This window comes from Isoptericola jiangsuensis (assembly GCF_048320105.1).
Lineage (GTDB): Bacteria > Actinomycetota > Actinomycetes > Actinomycetales > Cellulomonadaceae > Isoptericola > Isoptericola jiangsuensis_A.
This window is the reverse complement of sequence record NZ_CP182942.1, coordinates 1,194,899-1,210,291: the sequence shown is the minus strand read 5'-3', so window position 1 is coordinate 1,210,291 and position 15,393 is coordinate 1,194,899. Positions and strand designations below refer to the sequence as shown.

The following is a 15,393-nucleotide window of genomic DNA, read 5'->3' as shown; positions in this document are numbered from 1 at the left end:
GGCGGCGTCCGCGGGCGAAACATCCGCCCGATAGGCTCGGGGCGTGACCACGACGAAGCGAGTCGGACTCGCCACCTGCTCCGTCCTGCCCGACCTCGACGCGGACGACCGCCCGCTGCTCGCCGCCCTCGCCGCCCGCGGCGTGAGCGCCGACGCGGTGGTCTGGGACGACGAGTCCACCGACTGGTCGTCGTACGACCTCGTCGTCGTACGGTCCACGTACGACTACTCCCCGCGCCGCGACGAGTTCGTCGAGTGGGCGCGGACCGTGCCGCGGCTGGCGAACTCCGCCGAGATCATCGCCTGGAACACCGACAAGACGTACCTGCAGGCGCTGGAGAAGGCGGGGGTGCCCGTCATCCCCACGATCTGGCTGGACCCCGAGCGCCACCTGTCCAAGCGCGCCATCCACACCCGCATGCCGGCGTTCGGCGACTTCGTCGTCAAGCCCGTCGTGTCCGCCGGGGCGCGGGACACGGGCCGCTACCAGCCCGTCAGCGCCCAGTCGCGCTCTCTCGCGATCGACCACGCCAAGGACCTCCTCGACTCCGGGCGCGCCGTCATGATCCAGCCGTACGTCACCAGCGTCGACACCGCGGGCGAGACGTGCCTGATCTTCGTCGAGGGCGAGCTGCGGCACTCCGTGCGCAAGAACGCGCTCCTGACCGGCCCCACCGCCCCCACCCAGGGGCTGTACCGCAAGGAGCAGATGCAGGCGATCGAGGCCACCGACGCGCAGGTGGAGGCGGCGCGCAAGGCGCTCGCCGTCGCGCACGAGGCCGTGGGGGAGTCCACGCCGTTCCTCTACGCCCGCGTCGACCTGGTGGCCGGGGCGGACGACGTCCCGACCGTCATCGAGCTGGAGCTCACCGAGCCGTCGCTGTGGCTCAAGTACGCCGGCGACGCCGACACCACCGGCAAGCTGGCGGACGCGATCGTCGCACGCGTCGGCTGAGCGGACGGCGAAGGGCCGGGAGGCCTCCCGGCCCTTCGCCGTACCCGGGTCAGCCCAGCCCGTTCTCCGCGAGCCAGTCGGCGGCGATGTCCTCGCTGGAGCGCTGGTCCTCGGTGGACTGCACGTTGAGGTCCACCAGGCCCTCCGGGGTGAGGGCCGCGCTGACGGGGTCGATGACGTCGGCCACCTGGTCGGCCACGTCGGCGCTCACGAGCGGGACGACGTTGGAGGCCAGGAACAGCCCGTCGGGGTCCTCGAGGGTGACGAGGTTCTCCGTCTGGATGCGCGGGTCGGCGCTGAACACGTTCGCCACGTTGACCGTCCCGGCGACGAGGTCCTGCACGGTGGTGTCGCCGGTCGCCTCGAACGCCACGTCGACGCCGTACACGTCCGCGAGCCCCTGGGGGCCGTAGGGGCGCTGCTCGAGCTCGGCGGGGCCGCCGACCACGAGGTCGGGCACGCCCGCGAGGTCGCCGATGGAGGTCAGACCGTTCGCCTCGGCGAAGTCGGCCGTGACGTTGTAGGAGTCCTGGTCCGTGGCGGGGGACTGCTCCAGCACGGCCAGACCCTCCGGGAGGGCCTCGGTGAGCGCCGCGTAGACGTCCTCCGACGACGTCGCCGTGGTCTCGGGGTCGTAGAACTGCAGCAGGTTGCCGGTGTACTCGGGGAACACCTGGACGTCGCCGGCCTCCAGGGCCGGCATGTAGGCGTCGCGCTGACCGATGGTGAAGTTGCGTTCCACGGTCATGCCGGCGCCCTCGAGCGCCTGCGCGTAGATCTCGGCGATGATCTCGTTGGAGTAGTACGCCTGGGATCCGACGACGATCGTGTCGGACGACATCGACTCGTCGGTGCCGGAGTCCTGCTCCAGCGGGTCGGAGTCGCCGCCGCAGGCGGTGAGGGTGAGCAGGGCGGCCGCGCTTGCCGCGACGAGGGCCGTGCGTCGAGTGGTGGGCATGGTGAGCCTTTCTCTGCGATCGATCGTCAGTCAAGCACCCGGTGCCCGGTTCGTCCTGTTCAGGCGGCGTCCCCGGGGTGATCCGGCGTCGCGGCCGGCTCGTACGCCGCGCGGGACCACGGCCCGTTCGGCGATCGCGAACAGCAGGTCGAGCACCACGGCGAGCGCCACGATGACCAGGGAGGCACCGAGGATCTGGGGGAAGTCGCGCAGCTGGATGCCCTGGACGATGTAGAAGCCGAGCCCCCAGCTGCCGACGTACCCGGCGAGGGTCACCGTGGCCACGACCTGCAGGGTCGCCGAGCGCAGGCCGCCGATCAGCAGCGGCAGGCCGAGGGGCACCTCCACCTTGCGCAGCACCTGGCCGGACGTCATGCCGACGGCACGGGCGCCGTCGACGACGCGTCGTCCGACGGCCTCCACGCCTGTGTACGCCCCGGCGAGGATCGGGGGGATCGCGAGCAGCACGAACGCCGTGGTCGCCGCGCCGACCTTGTGGGTGACGCCGAACACGAGGACCAGCAGCAGCACCAGTCCGAACGACGGGACGGCGCGCGCCGCGCCGGACAGTGCGACCGCGGCCTCGCGGCCCCGTCCGGTGTGCCCGACGAACCAGCCGGCCGGCACGGCCAGCAGGGCCGCGACCAGGACCGACACGGCCGTGAACGCCAGGTGGGTGCCGAGCGCCTCCGACAGGGGCAGGGACCCGGTGGCGCGGTCGGGGGAGAAGATCCACGCGAACGCCTCGGCGAAGAGGTTCATGACGCCCCCTCCCGGGCCCACGGCATGAGCGCCCGCCCGATCACGACGAGCAGCCGGTCCACGACCAGGGCGATGACGACGACGGCGACGACGCCGGCGAGGATCTCGGCGACGATCTGGCGCTGGTAGCCGTTGGTGAACAGGTAGCCGAGGTTGTCGATGCCGATGAGGATGCCCACGGTGCACAACGAGATCGTGGAGACCGCGGTGACGCGCAGGCCGGCGAGCACGACGGGCCCGGCGAGCGGCAGGTCCACGAGCCAGAACCGTCGCCAGGCCCCGTAGCCGACGGCGTCGGCGGCCTGGCGGACGGACGGCTCGACCGAGCCGAGGGCGTCGGCGACGAACCGGGTCATGATCGCCACGGCGTAGATCGTCAGGGCGATGATCAGGTTGATCTCGGACAGGAAGCTGATGCCGAGCAGCGGCGGCAGCAGCGCGAAGAGGGCCAGCGACGGGATCGTGTAGAGCAGCCCGACGACGGTGAGGACGAGTCCGCGCGTGAGCCGGAACCGGAACGCGAACCAGCCGGCCGGGATTGACAGGACCAGCCCGAGCAGGATCGGCAGGGCGCTCTGGCGCAGGTGCTCGACCGTCAGCCTGCCGATGAGGTCGAGGTTGTTCGCGACCCAGGTCACCGGGCCTCCCCGGCTGCGCCGTCGACGAGCACGCCCTGGGTGCGGCCGTTGGCGTCCACGAGGACGGTGCCCTGGTCGGTGTTCTTGGCGCGCAGGGCGCGGGCGCCGCGGTCCACGCCGATGAACGACGCCACGAAGTCGTCCGCGGGGTGCTCGATGATCTCGCTGGGGGAGCCCATCTGGGCCACCGTCGCGCCCTGGGAGAGGATGACGACCTGGTCGCCGAGCAGGAACGCCTCGTCGATGTCGTGGGTGACGAACACGACCGTCTTGTTCAGCTCCTGCTGCAGGCGCAGCGTCTCGGTCTGCAGCTCGGCCCGCACGATGGGGTCGACGGCGCCGAAGGGTTCGTCCATGAGCAGGATGTTCGGGTCGGCCGCCAGGGCGCGGGCGACGCCCACGCGCTGCTGCTGCCCGCCGGAGAGCTGGCTGGGGTAGCGCTCGGCGAGCGCGCGGTCGAGGCCGACGACGTCGAGGACCTCCAGGGCGCGCTCCCGGGCGACGGCCTTGGCGGTGCCCTCCAGGCGCAGCACGGTGGCGACGTTGTCGACGACGCGGTGGTGGGGGAGCAGGCCGCCGTTCTGCAGCACGTACCCGATGCTGCGGCGCAGCCGGACGGGGTCGCGTCCCGAGACGGGCTCGCCGTCGATCTCGATGGTGCCCGACGTCGGTTCCACCATGCGGTTGATCATCCGCAGCAGGGTGGTCTTGCCGCTGCCCGAGGACCCGACGAGCACCGTGGTGCGGTGCGGGGGGATCACGAGGTCGAAGTCCGCGACCGCCACCGTCCCGTCGGGATAGGTCTTCGTGACGGAACGGAACTCGATCATGGTGGCGCCTCCCGTGGCTGCGTCGTCGACGTCCTAGCCGATCACACACCACCGACACGCGCGAGGCGGCGGGGGGACGGGCAGGTGGTCCCGAACGCGACGAGGCCCGAACGCGACGAGGCCCGAACGCGACGAGGCCCGAACGCGACGAGGCCCGAACGCGACGAGGCCCGAACGCGACGAGGCCCGAACGCGACGAGGCCCGGACGCGGACGTCCGGGCCTCGTGCTGGTGGGGTGGCTAACCGGGCTTGAACCGGCGACCTCCTGGACCACAACCAGGCGCTCTACCGACTGAGCTATAGCCACCACGGCGTCGTGACGACGCCACGCGACCTCGATGCCGACGCAGAAACCTCAGCACCGGGCCGTCGAAAAGTGTACATGCTCCCGACCGTGGTCCCGACATCGGGACCGGCGGTCACGGGGTCGGGACGTGCTTCGTGACGGACGTCTCCTTGACGCGCTCGGCGATCCCTCGCGCGGTCCTGGTGTCCGGGCCGGGCTGCGCCACGAACAGGGCCTCGCGGTAGTAGCGGAGCTCGTCGATCGACTCCAGGATGTCGGCCAGGGCGCGGTGGCCCCCGTCCTTGGACGGCGAGGCGAAGTAGACGCGCGGGAACCAGCGCCGGGCCAGCTCCTTGACGCTGGACACGTCGATGATCCGGTAGTGCAGGTGGCCGGTGAGCTCGGGCATGTCCCGGTCGAGGAACATCTTGTCCGTGCCCACCGAGTTGCCCGCCAGCGGGGCCTTGCCGGCGTCCGGCACGTGCTCGCGCACGTACGCGAGCACGCGGGCCTCGGCGTCGGCGAGCGTGGTGCCGGCGTCGAGCTCGTCGAGCAGCCCGGACCTCGTGTGCATCTCGCGCACGAAGTCGTTCATCTGCTCCAACGCCTCGGCAGGAGGACGGATGACGACGTCGACACCGTCCCCGAGCACGTTCAGCTCGGAGTCGGTGACGACGGCCGCAACCTCCACCAGGGCGTCCGCCCTGGTGTCGAGGCCGGTCATCTCGCAGTCGATCCAGACGATGCGTTCGTTCGGGTTGCTCGGGCTCACGGACGTCAGCCTACGTTCCGCGCCGTGGCGCGGTCGTGCTGCGCCGTCGCCGGGCGCGGCGACCACAGGCGGTGCAGGAGCTCGACGGTGCCGTGCCACCACCGGTGGCGTGCCGTCAGCAGGTGGGCCGGAGCCGTGCGCCGGACCCGCAGGGACCGTCGAGCCGCCTGTGCGGCGCGAGCTCGTCGGTACCTCTGGGCCTCGGCGACCAGCTCGTCGTGGGTGACCCGGAACTGGGTCGCCCATTCGAGGGGTTGCATGAGAGTCGTCCTTCGTGACGTGGGTTGCTCGGTCCTGGCCGAAGGACCACCCGGCCGCCGGCATCTGGCCGGCGGACGCCACCGCGGTGTGCTTCCAGGATGCCTGGAGCGCCGTCGCGAAGCACGGCATTTAATCAGGCAGGGGCGGCGTCACGTCCGTGGGTTCGCGCCCGGTGGCTACTATGGGCGCGCGCCCTGCCCGGTCGGGCGCGAGCCCCCATAGCTCAATGGATAGAGCAACGGCCTTCTAATCCGTAGGTTGCAGGTTCGAGTCCTGCTGGGGGCACCCTCCCTGTGTGCTCAGCGCCTCGCTGAGCCCTAGGTGCCCGCGCCTCGCTGGATGCCGAGGGTGGCGACGAGGTCTTCGTGGAGCTCGAACCAGACCCGGTGGCACGAGTCGACGTCGCCGCCGTCGACCCAGCCGTGACCACCCGCTTCGGCGCGGTGCAGGGCGGTCGTGAATCGGGTGCCGTAGCCGGTGAAGCGTTCCAGGACGGCGCCGAGGCGCCGGGCGAGCGGGGCGAGCGCGCGGTCGACGGCGGCGAGCTCGGCCAGGACGTCGGCGTCCCAGGCGGGGTCGGCGTGATCGTTGGTGGCGAGCCGGTCGCCGGGCGCAGGGCGCAGCTGCCAGTGGGTGCAGGCCTGTCGGAGCCGGGCGTTCAGCGGCAGGAACTCGCGGTGGACCGCGCGGACCTCGTCCCTTCGGCCGGTCAGGTCGAGCTGGGCGGCGAGCTGGCGTTCGTTCTCCTGGCGGCCCGCATCGGTCAGGGACCAGCCCTCGATCCCGGCGAAGCCGGTGCGAACCACCCAGCCGTGGGCCTCCGCATCCTTCAGGACCTCGGACGTCTCGGTCGGGTCGAGCCCGAACCGACCGGCGAGCACGGGGGTGTCGGCGAAGCCGCTGATGCGGACGGCGTGCAGGGCGAGCAGGGCGGTGGTCGACGTCCGGGTCATGGCCGGGCGCCCGTCCTGGCGGCCAGGCGATGGAAGTGCTGCTGGCAGGCCTGCGGGGAGTTGAACCCCATCGCGTCGGCGATCTGCGCCCAGGTCGCACCGTCGCTGCGGGCCGTGAACAGCAGGCCCGCTTCGAGCGCGTCGACCTCGGCCCGTGCCGCGGGCAGCAGCGCGAGGGCGCTCAGCGTGGTCGCGGAGGTCGACCCGGGGGACCGCCAGAGCCCGAAGTGGGCGAGGTCGACGTCGGACGGCGGGACGGGCGCCGGGCGCCACGGCCGGCGAGCCAGCGCGTCGGCCCCGAGCGCGAGCAGGTGGTCCTTCGCGTCCTGCTCGCGTCGCGCCCGGGCGTGGTCGGTGGCGACGGTGTTCGCGTCGCCATGCTTGCGTTCCATGCGTCGATCCTGAAGAATCAACAGGTCGTTGTCAATGAAGTGTTGAAGGGCGCCCTGGATGATCGTTCCTCTCCGGAACGCTGTGGCGGCCACCTGCGGTCCCAAGGCCGGCGTGCTCGGCGCGCTGCTGCGCGCGGGGTTCCCGGTGCCTGACGGGTTCGTCGTCCCGTTCGAGGCCCACCGCACGACCCTGACGCTCGACGTGCTCGCACCGGCACTGCAGGGCGTCGGCGACGGGCCCGTGGCCGTGCGCTCCTCGGCGACCGGCGAGGACACCGGCCATCGGTCGGCAGCAGGTCAGCACGAGAGCGTCCTCGCGGTGAGCGGCGTCGAGCACGTCGCCCGTGCGATCGTCGCGTGCTGGGACTCGCTGCACTCGCCTCGTGCGGTCGCCTACCGCGGCACCGGGGCCACCGACAGCTCCCGAGAGGTGCCGACGATGGCCGTCGTCGTGCAACGCCTCGTGGACGCCGAGGTCTCCGGCGTCCTGTTCACCGCCGCCGCGCCAGGAGGAGCCGCCACCGTCGAGGCCTCCTGGGGCCTCGGGCCGAGCGTCGTCGAGGGCACCGTCACCCCCGATGCCTACCGCGTCGAAGCCGACGGCACGATCACGCGCACGGTCGGGGAGAAGCGGACCCGCCTCGACCGTGACACCGCACCGTCGTCCACCGGGCTGGTCGTGAGCGACGTGCCGACCGCCGAGCGTCGCAGACCCGCGCTCGACGACGCGGCCGTCACCCGGCTCGTCCGCCTCGGGCACGACGTGGCCGCACGGCTCGGCGGGCCGCAGGACGTCGAGTGGGCGCTCGCGGACGGTCGGCTCTGGCTGCTGCAGGCCCGGCCGGTCACCGCTGCGCTCCCACCGGCTCGGTCCGGACCGTCAGCGCCTCCTGGACCCCGTGAGCCGGGTGCGTCGCTGACCGGGACGCCGGCCGGCCGCGGCATCGCGACCGGAACCGCCCGGATCGTCGCCGGCCCCGCCGACTTCTCCCGGGTCCGGCCGGGCGACATCCTGGTCTGTCCGCTCACCGACCCGGCCTGGACACCGCTGCTGCGCATCGTCGGTGGCGTGGTCACCGAGACCGGGGGAGTGCTCTCCCACGCCGCGATCGTCGCCCGCGAACAGCGCATCCCCGCCGTCCTCGGTGTCGCGGGCGCCACGACCGCGATCCGCGACGGCGTCCGGGTCACGATCGACGGTGCGACGGGCAGCGTCGAGCTGACGGTCGCCTGAGGGTCGAGGGGCGCTCGCCTCGATCGTCCCCGCTCGGCGCACCGCCGTCGGCGTCGACCCCTGCGAGGTACGGTCGAACGACCCGCACCGCTACCCCGGACCACCACCGAGAGGACCGTCATGGCCAGCTCCGAGCTCAAGCTCCAGGTCGACCTGCCCAGCGACCAGGAGACGGGGGTCCCGGCGGACTTCGCCTCCGTGTGGCACACGTCGACGTCGTTCGTCGTGGACTTCCTGGCCGCCAAGTCGCCGCCGAAGCCCGCGGTCGACGCGTCGACCGGCACGCAGACCGGCGGGCGGGTCATGCCGGCGCGGGTCGTGTCCCGGGTACGCATCCCCCCGCAGCAGGTGTTCGAGCTTGCGCGGGCCCTCACCCAGCAGCTCGACGCGTGGGAGCGGGAGACGGGACGCAAGGCCGACGGTTCCGCGCTGGAGGGCTGAGGCAGGGTCCGATACCGGACACGTCCGGCGTGCGCGTTTGGCAGGGATCGCATCGCACGCCAGGATGAGCGCGTGACATCCACTCCGCGCGTCCACCGACTTCTCGGTGGTGGGCGCGACGCCGACGCGACCGCCGAGCTCGGGCTGACGGTCCACGACGTCGCGAGGGACCTGCGCCGCGACGTCGCCGCCGTCCGGCTGCCCCTGCCGATCGACGGTGCCGGGGACGCCCTCGCCTCCCGCGACCGCCTGCTCGCCCAGCTCGACGAGCACCTGCTGCCGCGCCTGGTCGAGCTCAGCTCGCCGGCCGTCGTCGTCGTGGCGGGCTCCACGGGCGCCGGCAAGTCCACCCTGTACAACTCGCTGCTCGGCGAAGAGGTCTCGCGGGCCGGTGTGCTGCGTCCCACGACGCGCGAGCCGGTCATCGCGTTCAACCCGGCCGACGTCGACGTCATCGCCGACGGGCCGATGACGCAGCTGTCCCGCGTGGTCCACCACGCCGGGGTGCCACGCGGCACCGCGCTGCTCGACGCCCCCGACCTGGACTCCTTCGACGCGGAGAACCGCACGATCGCGCACCAGCTCCTCGAGGGTGCGGACCTGTGGCTCTTCGTCACCACGGCCTCGCGCTACGGTGACGCGCTGCCCTGGCAGGCGCTGTCGCGGGCGACCGAGCGCGGCGCGTCGGTGGCCATGGTGCTCAACCGGGTGCCGCGGTCCGACCTCGCCACCATCCGCGGGGACCTCATGGCGCGGCTGCGTCACCACGGGATGACCGACACCCCGCTGTTCGTCGTGCCGGACGTCGGCCCGCACGAGGGTCTGCTGGAGGACGACGTCGTCGCGCCCGTCAAGCGCTGGCTGAACATGCTCGCCGGGCCCGACCGCTCCCGCGCCGTCGTCGTGCGCACCCTCAAGGGATCCCTCGCGGCGCTGCCCGCCTGGGTGACGACGCTCGCCGACGCCGTCGACGCCCAGGCGCAGGCCGCCACCACGCTGCGCCGCGCCGTCGACGCCGAGGTGCCCGCGGCACGCCGGCTCGCCGAGGACGCCGTGCGTGCCGGGGTCGTGGCGGGCGCGTCCGTGGAGGCCCGCTGGCGCGAGCTGTCCGGCACCGCCGGGGTGGACCGCGTCAAGGTCAAGGGCGGCCGGGTGCGCAGCACCCGACGGGCGGGACGGAGCCGTTCGACGGCGCTGGACCTCCTGCGCGACGACGTCGTGGCCGCCGCGGGACGCACGCTCACCGCGTCCGGCGCCCGCGTGGAGGACCGGCTGCGCGCCGTGAGCGCGGGTCCGTCCGCCCCGCCGGGAGGGTCGTGGGTCGCCCCGGACGCGCAGGCACGTTCCGCCGCGCGCGAGGAGACGGTGCCGCGCACCGTGGCCGGCTGGGTCGAGGGCGCCGACCGTCGGGTCGAGGAGCGCCTGGCGGGCCAGGCGGACGAACGTGTCGTCGCCGCCGCGAAGGCGTTCGGGGCGCGCGGGCTCGCGACCCTGCTGCTGGCCGCCTCCGCCGGGAGCGACGACGCCGCCCGGTTGCTGGGCCGGGTGCTGGGCGACGCCGTCGCACCCGACACCGAGGCGCTCGCCACCGACCTGGTGGACCGGGCCGCCGCCGTCGTGGACGGCGAGATCGCCGCGGTGCGCGACGTCCTGGACGGGCCTGATCTCGCGGACGACGCCGCCACGGCGCTGCGTCTGCGACTCGCCGAGCTGAGGAGACTCACATGACGACCTCGCACGACGCGACCCTGCGGGCGCGCACCGAGGACCTCGCCGCCGCCCTGACGCTGGCGGGCGCCCGTCTGGACCAGGCGACGTCGAAGCGGGTGGGCACGGCGGTCGAGGGCGTGCGCCAACGTCTCGCCCTGGGCGTCGACCACACGGTCGTGGCGTTCGCCGGGGGCACCGGCTCGGGCAAGTCCAGCCTGTTCAACAAGATCTCCCGTCTCACCTTCGCGGACGTCGGGGTGAAGCGGCCGACGACGGCGCGCGTCACCGCCTGCGCGTGGTCGGGCGAGGCGGAGCCCCTGCTCGACTGGATCGGGGTCGACCGGGAGCGGCGGATCACCCACAGCGAGGACCTGGAGGGCGACGGGGCACGTGCGCTGAGCGGTCTGGTGCTGCTGGACCTGCCCGACCACGACTCGGTGGAGCCCGCGCACCGCGAGGTCGTGGACCGGGTCCTGCCGCTGGTGGACCTGCTCGTGTGGGTCGTCGACCCGCAGAAGTACGCCGACGACGCCCTGCACTCGGGCTACCTGCGCGACCAGGTCGGCTCCGAGTCCTCCATGGTCGTCGTGCTCAACCAGATCGACACGGTCCCCGACGGCCAGCGCGAGAACCTCGCGGACGACCTGGGCCGCCTGCTCGCCGACGACGGCCTGGAGGGCGTGCACGTGCAGCCGGTGTCGGCGCGCACCGGGGAGGGCATCGCGCGGGTGCGCGAGATCCTCGAGGAGGCCTGCGCCCGACGCTCGGTCGCTGCCGGGCGGGCGGCGGCCGAGCTCGACGCCGCGGCCGGCGCGCTGCTGACGCAGGTCCCTGCGGACGTGCCCTGGCAGCTGGACGCCGCCGTGGACCGTGAGCTGGAACCCGTGGTGCAGGCCACGGGTCTGGACCAGGTCGCCAACCAGGTCGGTGCCGCGGTGCGCAACGGGTACGGCATGCCGGAGCTGCCCGTGCCGGACCGTGACGCGATCGCCCTGTCGAGGGCACGCTGGCTGACCCGCGCCGGGGCCTCGTTGCGTCCGGGCTGGCAGCGTTCGCTCGCCGAGTCGGTGGCGGGCGCGGACCGGCTGCGGGCCTCGATCGTGGCGGCGCTGCGCGAGGTGGACCTCGAGGTGCGGGGGCCGTCGTCGTCGCGTGCGCTGCGCCAGGGGGCGTGGGTGTGCGCGGCCGCGGGGCTCGTGCTGGGCGTCGTCGGGGTGCTGGCCCTGGTGGGTGTGGTGCCGTGGGAGTCGCCCTGGGGTGCGGTGCTGGTCGGGGGCGGCGTGCTCCTGCTGGTCGTGGCGGGCGCGCTGGAGGTGGCGCGCGGGGTGCTGCGACGTCGTCTCGCGGCACGCCGGACGGCGCAGGTGCGGCGCGACGGTCGCGAGGCGTTGCGAGGGGTGCTCGTGGAGCACCTGGGCGAGCCGACCCAGCGGGTGCTCGTCGAGCACCGGCAGGTCCGCGAGTCGGCGCTCGCCGCGCGGGAGATGCCGTCGGCGCAGCCGCTCACCGGTGCGGTACGGCTGCCCACAGCCCGTGACCTGAAGACCGCGTCCACAGATTCCACCGACCCCCAGGACCGCGAGCCCGCCTCCACGTGACGCTGGGCGCACCGGTCGGCGCCGTGCCGACCGGATGCGACCCAGGAGGAATCATGAGCGAGGCCACCGTCACCGTGACCGGCTACGTCGGCACGACCCCCGAGCTCCACGTGTCCGCCAACAAGGTGCCGTGGACCAGCTTTCGCGTGGCGAGCACCCGTCGCGTCAAGGACACGACGTCCGGAGAGTGGCGCGACGGGGCCACCACGTGGTTCACCGTCAAGGCGTTCCGTGCGGCCGCGCGCAGCGTCTGCGAGTCGCTGGTCCAGGGTCAGCCCGTGGTGCTGACCGGGCGGTTGTCCACCGAGGAGTGGACGGACCGCGAGGGGCGTGCGCGCTATGCGTTCGTCGTCGACGCCGACGCCGTCGGCCCGGACGCGACGCGTGGCTGGACCCGCTTCGCCAAGGTGCGCGACGACGCAGCCCCGCGACCGGCGGGCGCGCCGGAACCGTCCCCCTGGGACACCTCCTCACCCCGGGCGGAGGACGGCGAGAGGACCGAGGACGACCAGCGCGGCGACGACGCCTTCGAGGCCATGACCGACCCGTCCGTCCTGACCGCCGACGGCGAGGTGGAGGACCCGGTGCTCGTTCCCGCCGGGGGTTGAGACGACCTGTCGCGTAGGCTGGGGGACCGGCTGCACGCCGGTCCTCCGCCGTGCCTGCCGTGACCCCACACACAGCGCGATCGAACGGTGGAAACGAGCCAGTGGCTGAGTTCATCTACTCCATGTACAAGGCGCGCAAGGCGCACGGCGACAAGGTCATCCTCGACGACGTGTCGCTGAACTTCTACCCCGGCGCCAAGATCGGCGTCGTCGGCCCCAACGGTGCCGGGAAGTCCACGATCCTGAAGATCATGGCCGGGCTCGACCAGCCGTCCAACGGCGAGGCACGGCTGTCCCCGGGCTACTCGGTGGGCATCCTGCTGCAGGAGCCGCCCCTGAACGAGGACAAGACGGTCCTGGGCAACGTCGAGGAGGCGGTCGGCCCGATCAAGGCCAAGCTCGACCGCTTCAACGAGATCTCCGCGCTGATGGCGGAGCCGGACGCCGACTTCGACGCCCTCATGGCCGAGATGGGCGAGCTGCAGGAGGCGATCGACGCCGCGGACGCCTGGGACCTCGACTCCCAGCTCGAGCAGGCGATGGACGCGCTGCGCTGCCCGCCGCCGGACGCCGACGTGTCCGTGCTGTCCGGTGGTGAGCGACGCCGTGTCGCGCTGTGCAAGCTGCTGCTGGAGAAGCCCGACCTGCTGCTGCTGGACGAGCCCACCAACCACCTGGACGCCGAGTCCGTGCTGTGGCTCGAGCAGCACCTGGCGACGTACCCCGGCGCGATCCTCGCCGTCACCCACGACCGGTACTTCCTGGACCACGTCGCGGAGTGGATCTGCGAGGTCGACCGCGGCCGTCTCTACCCGTACGAGGGCAACTACTCGACCTACCTGGAGAAGAAGCAGGAGCGTCTGCAGGTCCAGGGCAAGAAGGACCAGAAGCTCGCCAAGCGCCTCAAGGAGGAGCTGGAGTGGGTGCGGTCCAACGCCAAGGGCCGTCAGACCAAGTCCAAGGCGCGTCTGGCCCGCTACGAGGAGATGGCTGCCGAGGCCGAGCGCACGAGGAAGCTCGACTTCGAGGAGATCCAGATCCCCGCGGGCCCGCGGCTGGGCAGCGTCGTGCTGGAGGCGAACAAGCTCCAGAAGGGTTTCGACGAGCGTCAGCTCATCGACGGGCTGTCGTTCACGCTGCCCCGCAACGGCATCGTCGGCGTCATCGGCCCCAACGGTGTCGGCAAGACGACGCTGTTCAAGACGATCGTGGGGCTGGAGCCGCTCGACGGCGGCGACCTCAAGGTCGGCGAGACCGTGAAGATCTCCTACGTCGACCAGTCGCGCGGCGGCATCGACCCCAAGAAGACGCTGTTCGAGGTGGTCTCGGACGGGCTGGACTTCATCAAGGTCGGCAACGTCGAGATCCCCTCGCGCGCCTACGTGGCGTCGTTCGGGTTCAAGGGACCGGACCAGCAGAAGCCCGCCGGCGTGCTGTCCGGTGGTGAGCGCAACCGCCTCAACCTGGCGCTCACGCTCAAGCAGGGCGGCAACCTGCTGCTGCTGGACGAGCCCACCAACGACCTCGACGTCGAGACCCTCGGCTCGTTGGAGAACGCGCTGCTGGAGTTCCCGGGCTGCGCCGTCGTGGTCTCCCACGACCGGTGGTTCCTCGACCGGGTCGCCACCCACATCCTCGCCTACGAGGGCACCGAGGAGGACCCGGCGAACTGGTACTGGTTCGAGGGCAACTTCGCGTCCTACGAGGAGAACAAGGTCGAGCGCCTCGGTGCGGACGCCGCACGCCCGCACCGGGTCACCTACCGTCGCCTCACGCGCGACTGACCCTCCCGCAGGTCCGGCGCACCGCGGTCCCGACGCCCCCACGACCCGCGAGGTCGTGGGGGCGTCGTGCGTCCCGGACCCGGACCTGGACCCGGACTCGGACGTGGACCGGAGGTGGACCCGGCGGTTGCGCATCGCGGGGCAATCGTCCTTGAACACCGCGGGCGAGGACGGCAGGGTCGGCGCATGACCTCGACCGCCGCTCGCCGCCGTCCGACCTGGTCCGCCCTGCCGCGCGGCGTGCGGGCCGCGATCGAGCAACGGCTCGGAGCCCGCGTCACCGGCGCCACGAGCCACGACGGCGGCTACTCCCCGGGCCTGGCCTCGACGCTGATGACGCCCGACGGCCCGGTCTTCGTCAAGGCGGTCGCCGTCGAGCACGAGTTCTCGGCGCGGGTCTACCGCCAGGAGGTCCAGCGGTTCGCCGTCCTGCCCGCGGGGACGCCCGCGCCGCAGGCCCGCTGGGCGCTGGAGATCGACGACGACGGCGGATGGGTCGCGATCGCGTTCGACGCCGTCGCCGGTCGCACGCCCGGCACGCCGCTGGTCGGCGTCGATCTCGACGCCGTCGCGCGGCTCGCCCTGGAGATCGGCACGCACCGGATCGCACCCGGACTGCTGCCCGAGCTGATCGACGAGCTGCCGCACACGCACGTCGCCGGGCTCGCCGACGCCCGGCCCGCCGGGCTGGCGACCTACGACCCGTGGTTCGCCGCGAATCTCGACGCCCTGGCCGCCATCGAGCAGGACGTGCCCGACGCCGTGCGGGGTGACGCCCTCGTGCACGGGGACCTGCGCGGCGACAACGCCGTCCTGCTCGGCGAGGGCGAAGGGCTGTGGGCCGTGGCCGTGGACTGGCCGTACGCCGGTCGCGGCTGCGCGTTCGTCGACCTGGTGGCGATGCTGCCGGCGGTCCACGCCGGCGGCGGTCCTGCGCCGGAGGTCGTCCTGGCCCGGCACCCGCTGCCGCAGGGCACCGAGGACGACGCGGTGACGGCCGTGCTGGTGGCGCTCGCTGGCTACTTCGTGGCGTCGTCCCTGGATGCGCCCCCGCCGGGCATCCCGCACCTGCGGGCCTTCCAACGGGCGCAGGGCGAGGCGTCGGTCGCGTGGCTGCGCCGCCGCCTGGGCTCCTGAACGCGGCCCAGCGGCGGCGGGCGGGCGACACGGCGGGGCAGGGGTTGCTGCACGGAACGCCCGAAGTGGGCAC

General features: G+C 72.9%; 16 protein-coding genes and 2 tRNA genes. 9 read left to right on the top strand and 9 right to left on the bottom strand.

What is annotated here, in order from left to right; all coding sequences use genetic code 11:
• Window positions 1-43: 43 nt before the first annotated feature.
• A complete protein-coding gene (locus tag ACNHYB_RS05700; RefSeq protein ID WP_418277438.1) occupies window positions 44-955 on the top strand; it encodes an ATP-grasp domain-containing protein in 912 nt (303 codons plus the stop codon).
• Between the two features lie 49 nt (window positions 956-1,004).
• On the opposite strand, the gene ACNHYB_RS05695 is transcribed toward ACNHYB_RS05700, so the two are convergent.
• From ACNHYB_RS05695 to ACNHYB_RS05665, 7 genes are all read right to left on the bottom strand, one after another.
• Complete coding sequence (locus ACNHYB_RS05695) at window positions 1,005-1,913, bottom strand: ABC transporter substrate-binding protein (protein ID WP_418277436.1); 909 nt, start codon at window positions 1,911-1,913, stop codon at window positions 1,005-1,007.
• 30 nt (window positions 1,914-1,943) lie between these two features.
• Window positions 1,944-2,675: an ABC transporter permease gene (locus ACNHYB_RS05690; protein ID WP_418277435.1), complete on the bottom strand. Its 732-nt coding sequence runs from the start codon at window positions 2,673-2,675 to the stop codon at window positions 1,944-1,946.
• On the bottom strand, window positions 2,672-3,313 hold the full coding sequence (locus ACNHYB_RS05685; protein WP_418277434.1) for an ABC transporter permease: 642 nt from the start codon (window positions 3,311-3,313) through the stop codon (window positions 2,672-2,674). The genes ACNHYB_RS05690 and ACNHYB_RS05685 overlap by 4 nt, the downstream gene beginning before the upstream one ends.
• Window positions 3,310-4,143 carry an ABC transporter ATP-binding protein gene (locus tag ACNHYB_RS05680; protein ID WP_418277433.1) on the bottom strand — a complete coding sequence of 278 codons (834 nt, stop codon included), beginning with the start codon at window positions 4,141-4,143 and terminating at the stop codon, window positions 3,310-3,312. The genes ACNHYB_RS05685 and ACNHYB_RS05680 overlap by 4 nt, the downstream gene beginning before the upstream one ends.
• 232 nt (window positions 4,144-4,375) lie before the next feature.
• Window positions 4,376-4,451: transfer RNA gene (locus tag ACNHYB_RS05675), tRNA-His, on the bottom strand.
• A 112-nt stretch (window positions 4,452-4,563) separates the two neighbouring features.
• Window positions 4,564-5,202, bottom strand: coding sequence for an oligoribonuclease (orn, locus tag ACNHYB_RS05670; RefSeq protein WP_418277432.1), 639 nt, complete (start codon window positions 5,200-5,202; stop codon window positions 4,564-4,566).
• Between the two features lie 5 nt (window positions 5,203-5,207).
• Entirely contained in the window at window positions 5,208-5,462 is a 255-nt protein-coding gene (locus ACNHYB_RS05665) for a hypothetical protein (protein WP_418277431.1), read from the bottom strand.
• A gap of 213 nt (window positions 5,463-5,675) precedes the next feature.
• On the opposite strand from ACNHYB_RS05665, the gene ACNHYB_RS05660 reads away from it, so the two are divergent.
• A tRNA-Arg gene (locus tag ACNHYB_RS05660) sits at window positions 5,676-5,748 on the top strand.
• A gap of 32 nt (window positions 5,749-5,780) precedes the next feature.
• On the opposite strand, the gene ACNHYB_RS05655 is transcribed toward ACNHYB_RS05660, so the two are convergent.
• Both ACNHYB_RS05655 and ACNHYB_RS05650 read right to left on the bottom strand, forming a co-directional pair.
• On the bottom strand, window positions 5,781-6,416 hold the full coding sequence (locus ACNHYB_RS05655; protein ID WP_418277429.1) for a transcriptional regulator: 636 nt from the start codon (window positions 6,414-6,416) through the stop codon (window positions 5,781-5,783).
• Complete coding sequence (locus ACNHYB_RS05650; RefSeq protein ID WP_418277428.1) at window positions 6,413-6,808, bottom strand: DNA-binding protein; 396 nt, start codon at window positions 6,806-6,808, stop codon at window positions 6,413-6,415. Before ACNHYB_RS05650 ends, ACNHYB_RS05655 begins: the two co-directional genes overlap by 4 nt.
• A 58-nt stretch (window positions 6,809-6,866) precedes the next feature.
• Between ACNHYB_RS05650 and ACNHYB_RS05645 the strand changes: the two genes are divergently transcribed.
• From ACNHYB_RS05645 to ACNHYB_RS05615, 7 genes are all read left to right on the top strand, one after another.
• Window positions 6,867-8,042: a PEP/pyruvate-binding domain-containing protein gene (locus tag ACNHYB_RS05645; protein ID WP_418277426.1), complete on the top strand. Its 1,176-nt coding sequence runs from the start codon at window positions 6,867-6,869 to the stop codon at window positions 8,040-8,042.
• A gap of 120 nt (window positions 8,043-8,162) precedes the next feature.
• Entirely contained in the window at window positions 8,163-8,483 is a 321-nt protein-coding gene (locus tag ACNHYB_RS05640) for a DUF3467 domain-containing protein (protein ID WP_418277425.1), read from the top strand.
• Between the two features lie 72 nt (window positions 8,484-8,555).
• Window positions 8,556-10,211: a GTPase gene (locus ACNHYB_RS05635; protein WP_418277424.1), complete on the top strand. Its 1,656-nt coding sequence runs from the start codon at window positions 8,556-8,558 to the stop codon at window positions 10,209-10,211.
• Window positions 10,208-11,791: a GTPase gene (locus ACNHYB_RS05630; RefSeq protein ID WP_418277423.1), complete on the top strand. Its 1,584-nt coding sequence runs from the start codon at window positions 10,208-10,210 to the stop codon at window positions 11,789-11,791. The genes ACNHYB_RS05635 and ACNHYB_RS05630 overlap by 4 nt, the downstream gene beginning before the upstream one ends.
• 53 nt (window positions 11,792-11,844) lie before the next feature.
• Entirely contained in the window at window positions 11,845-12,399 is a 555-nt protein-coding gene (locus tag ACNHYB_RS05625; protein ID WP_418277422.1) for a single-stranded DNA-binding protein, read from the top strand.
• Between the two features lie 101 nt (window positions 12,400-12,500).
• Window positions 12,501-14,183: an energy-dependent translational throttle protein EttA gene (gene ettA / locus ACNHYB_RS05620; protein WP_418277421.1), complete on the top strand. Its 1,683-nt coding sequence runs from the start codon at window positions 12,501-12,503 to the stop codon at window positions 14,181-14,183.
• A 186-nt stretch (window positions 14,184-14,369) separates the two neighbouring features.
• Window positions 14,370-15,320, top strand: coding sequence for a phosphotransferase family protein (locus ACNHYB_RS05615; protein WP_418277420.1), 951 nt, complete (start codon window positions 14,370-14,372; stop codon window positions 15,318-15,320).
• Window positions 15,321-15,393 lie beyond the last annotated feature (73 nt).

Excerpts from the sequence above, each read along its gene's own strand:
- ACNHYB_RS05645 (WP_418277426.1), top strand. The coding sequence starts at position 6,867 with ATGATCGTTCCTCTCCGGAACGCTGTGGCGGCCACCTGCGGTCCCAAG.
- ACNHYB_RS05615 (WP_418277420.1), top strand. The coding sequence starts at position 14,370 with ATGACCTCGACCGCCGCTCGCCGCCGTCCGACCTGGTCCGCCCTGCCG.
- ACNHYB_RS05665 (WP_418277431.1), bottom strand. The coding sequence starts at position 5,462 with ATGCAACCCCTCGAATGGGCGACCCAGTTCCGGGTCACCCACGACGAG.
- ACNHYB_RS05650 (WP_418277428.1), bottom strand. The coding sequence starts at position 6,808 with ATGGAACGCAAGCATGGCGACGCGAACACCGTCGCCACCGACCACGCC.
- ACNHYB_RS05640 (WP_418277425.1), top strand. The coding sequence starts at position 8,163 with ATGGCCAGCTCCGAGCTCAAGCTCCAGGTCGACCTGCCCAGCGACCAG.
- ACNHYB_RS05630 (WP_418277423.1), top strand. The coding sequence starts at position 10,208 with ATGACGACCTCGCACGACGCGACCCTGCGGGCGCGCACCGAGGACCTC.
- ACNHYB_RS05695 (WP_418277436.1), bottom strand. The coding sequence starts at position 1,913 with ATGCCCACCACTCGACGCACGGCCCTCGTCGCGGCAAGCGCGGCCGCC.
- ACNHYB_RS05625 (WP_418277422.1), top strand. The coding sequence starts at position 11,845 with ATGAGCGAGGCCACCGTCACCGTGACCGGCTACGTCGGCACGACCCCC.
- ACNHYB_RS05655 (WP_418277429.1), bottom strand. The coding sequence starts at position 6,416 with ATGACCCGGACGTCGACCACCGCCCTGCTCGCCCTGCACGCCGTCCGC.
- ACNHYB_RS05690 (WP_418277435.1), bottom strand. The coding sequence starts at position 2,675 with ATGAACCTCTTCGCCGAGGCGTTCGCGTGGATCTTCTCCCCCGACCGC.
- ACNHYB_RS05680 (WP_418277433.1), bottom strand. The coding sequence starts at position 4,143 with ATGATCGAGTTCCGTTCCGTCACGAAGACCTATCCCGACGGGACGGTG.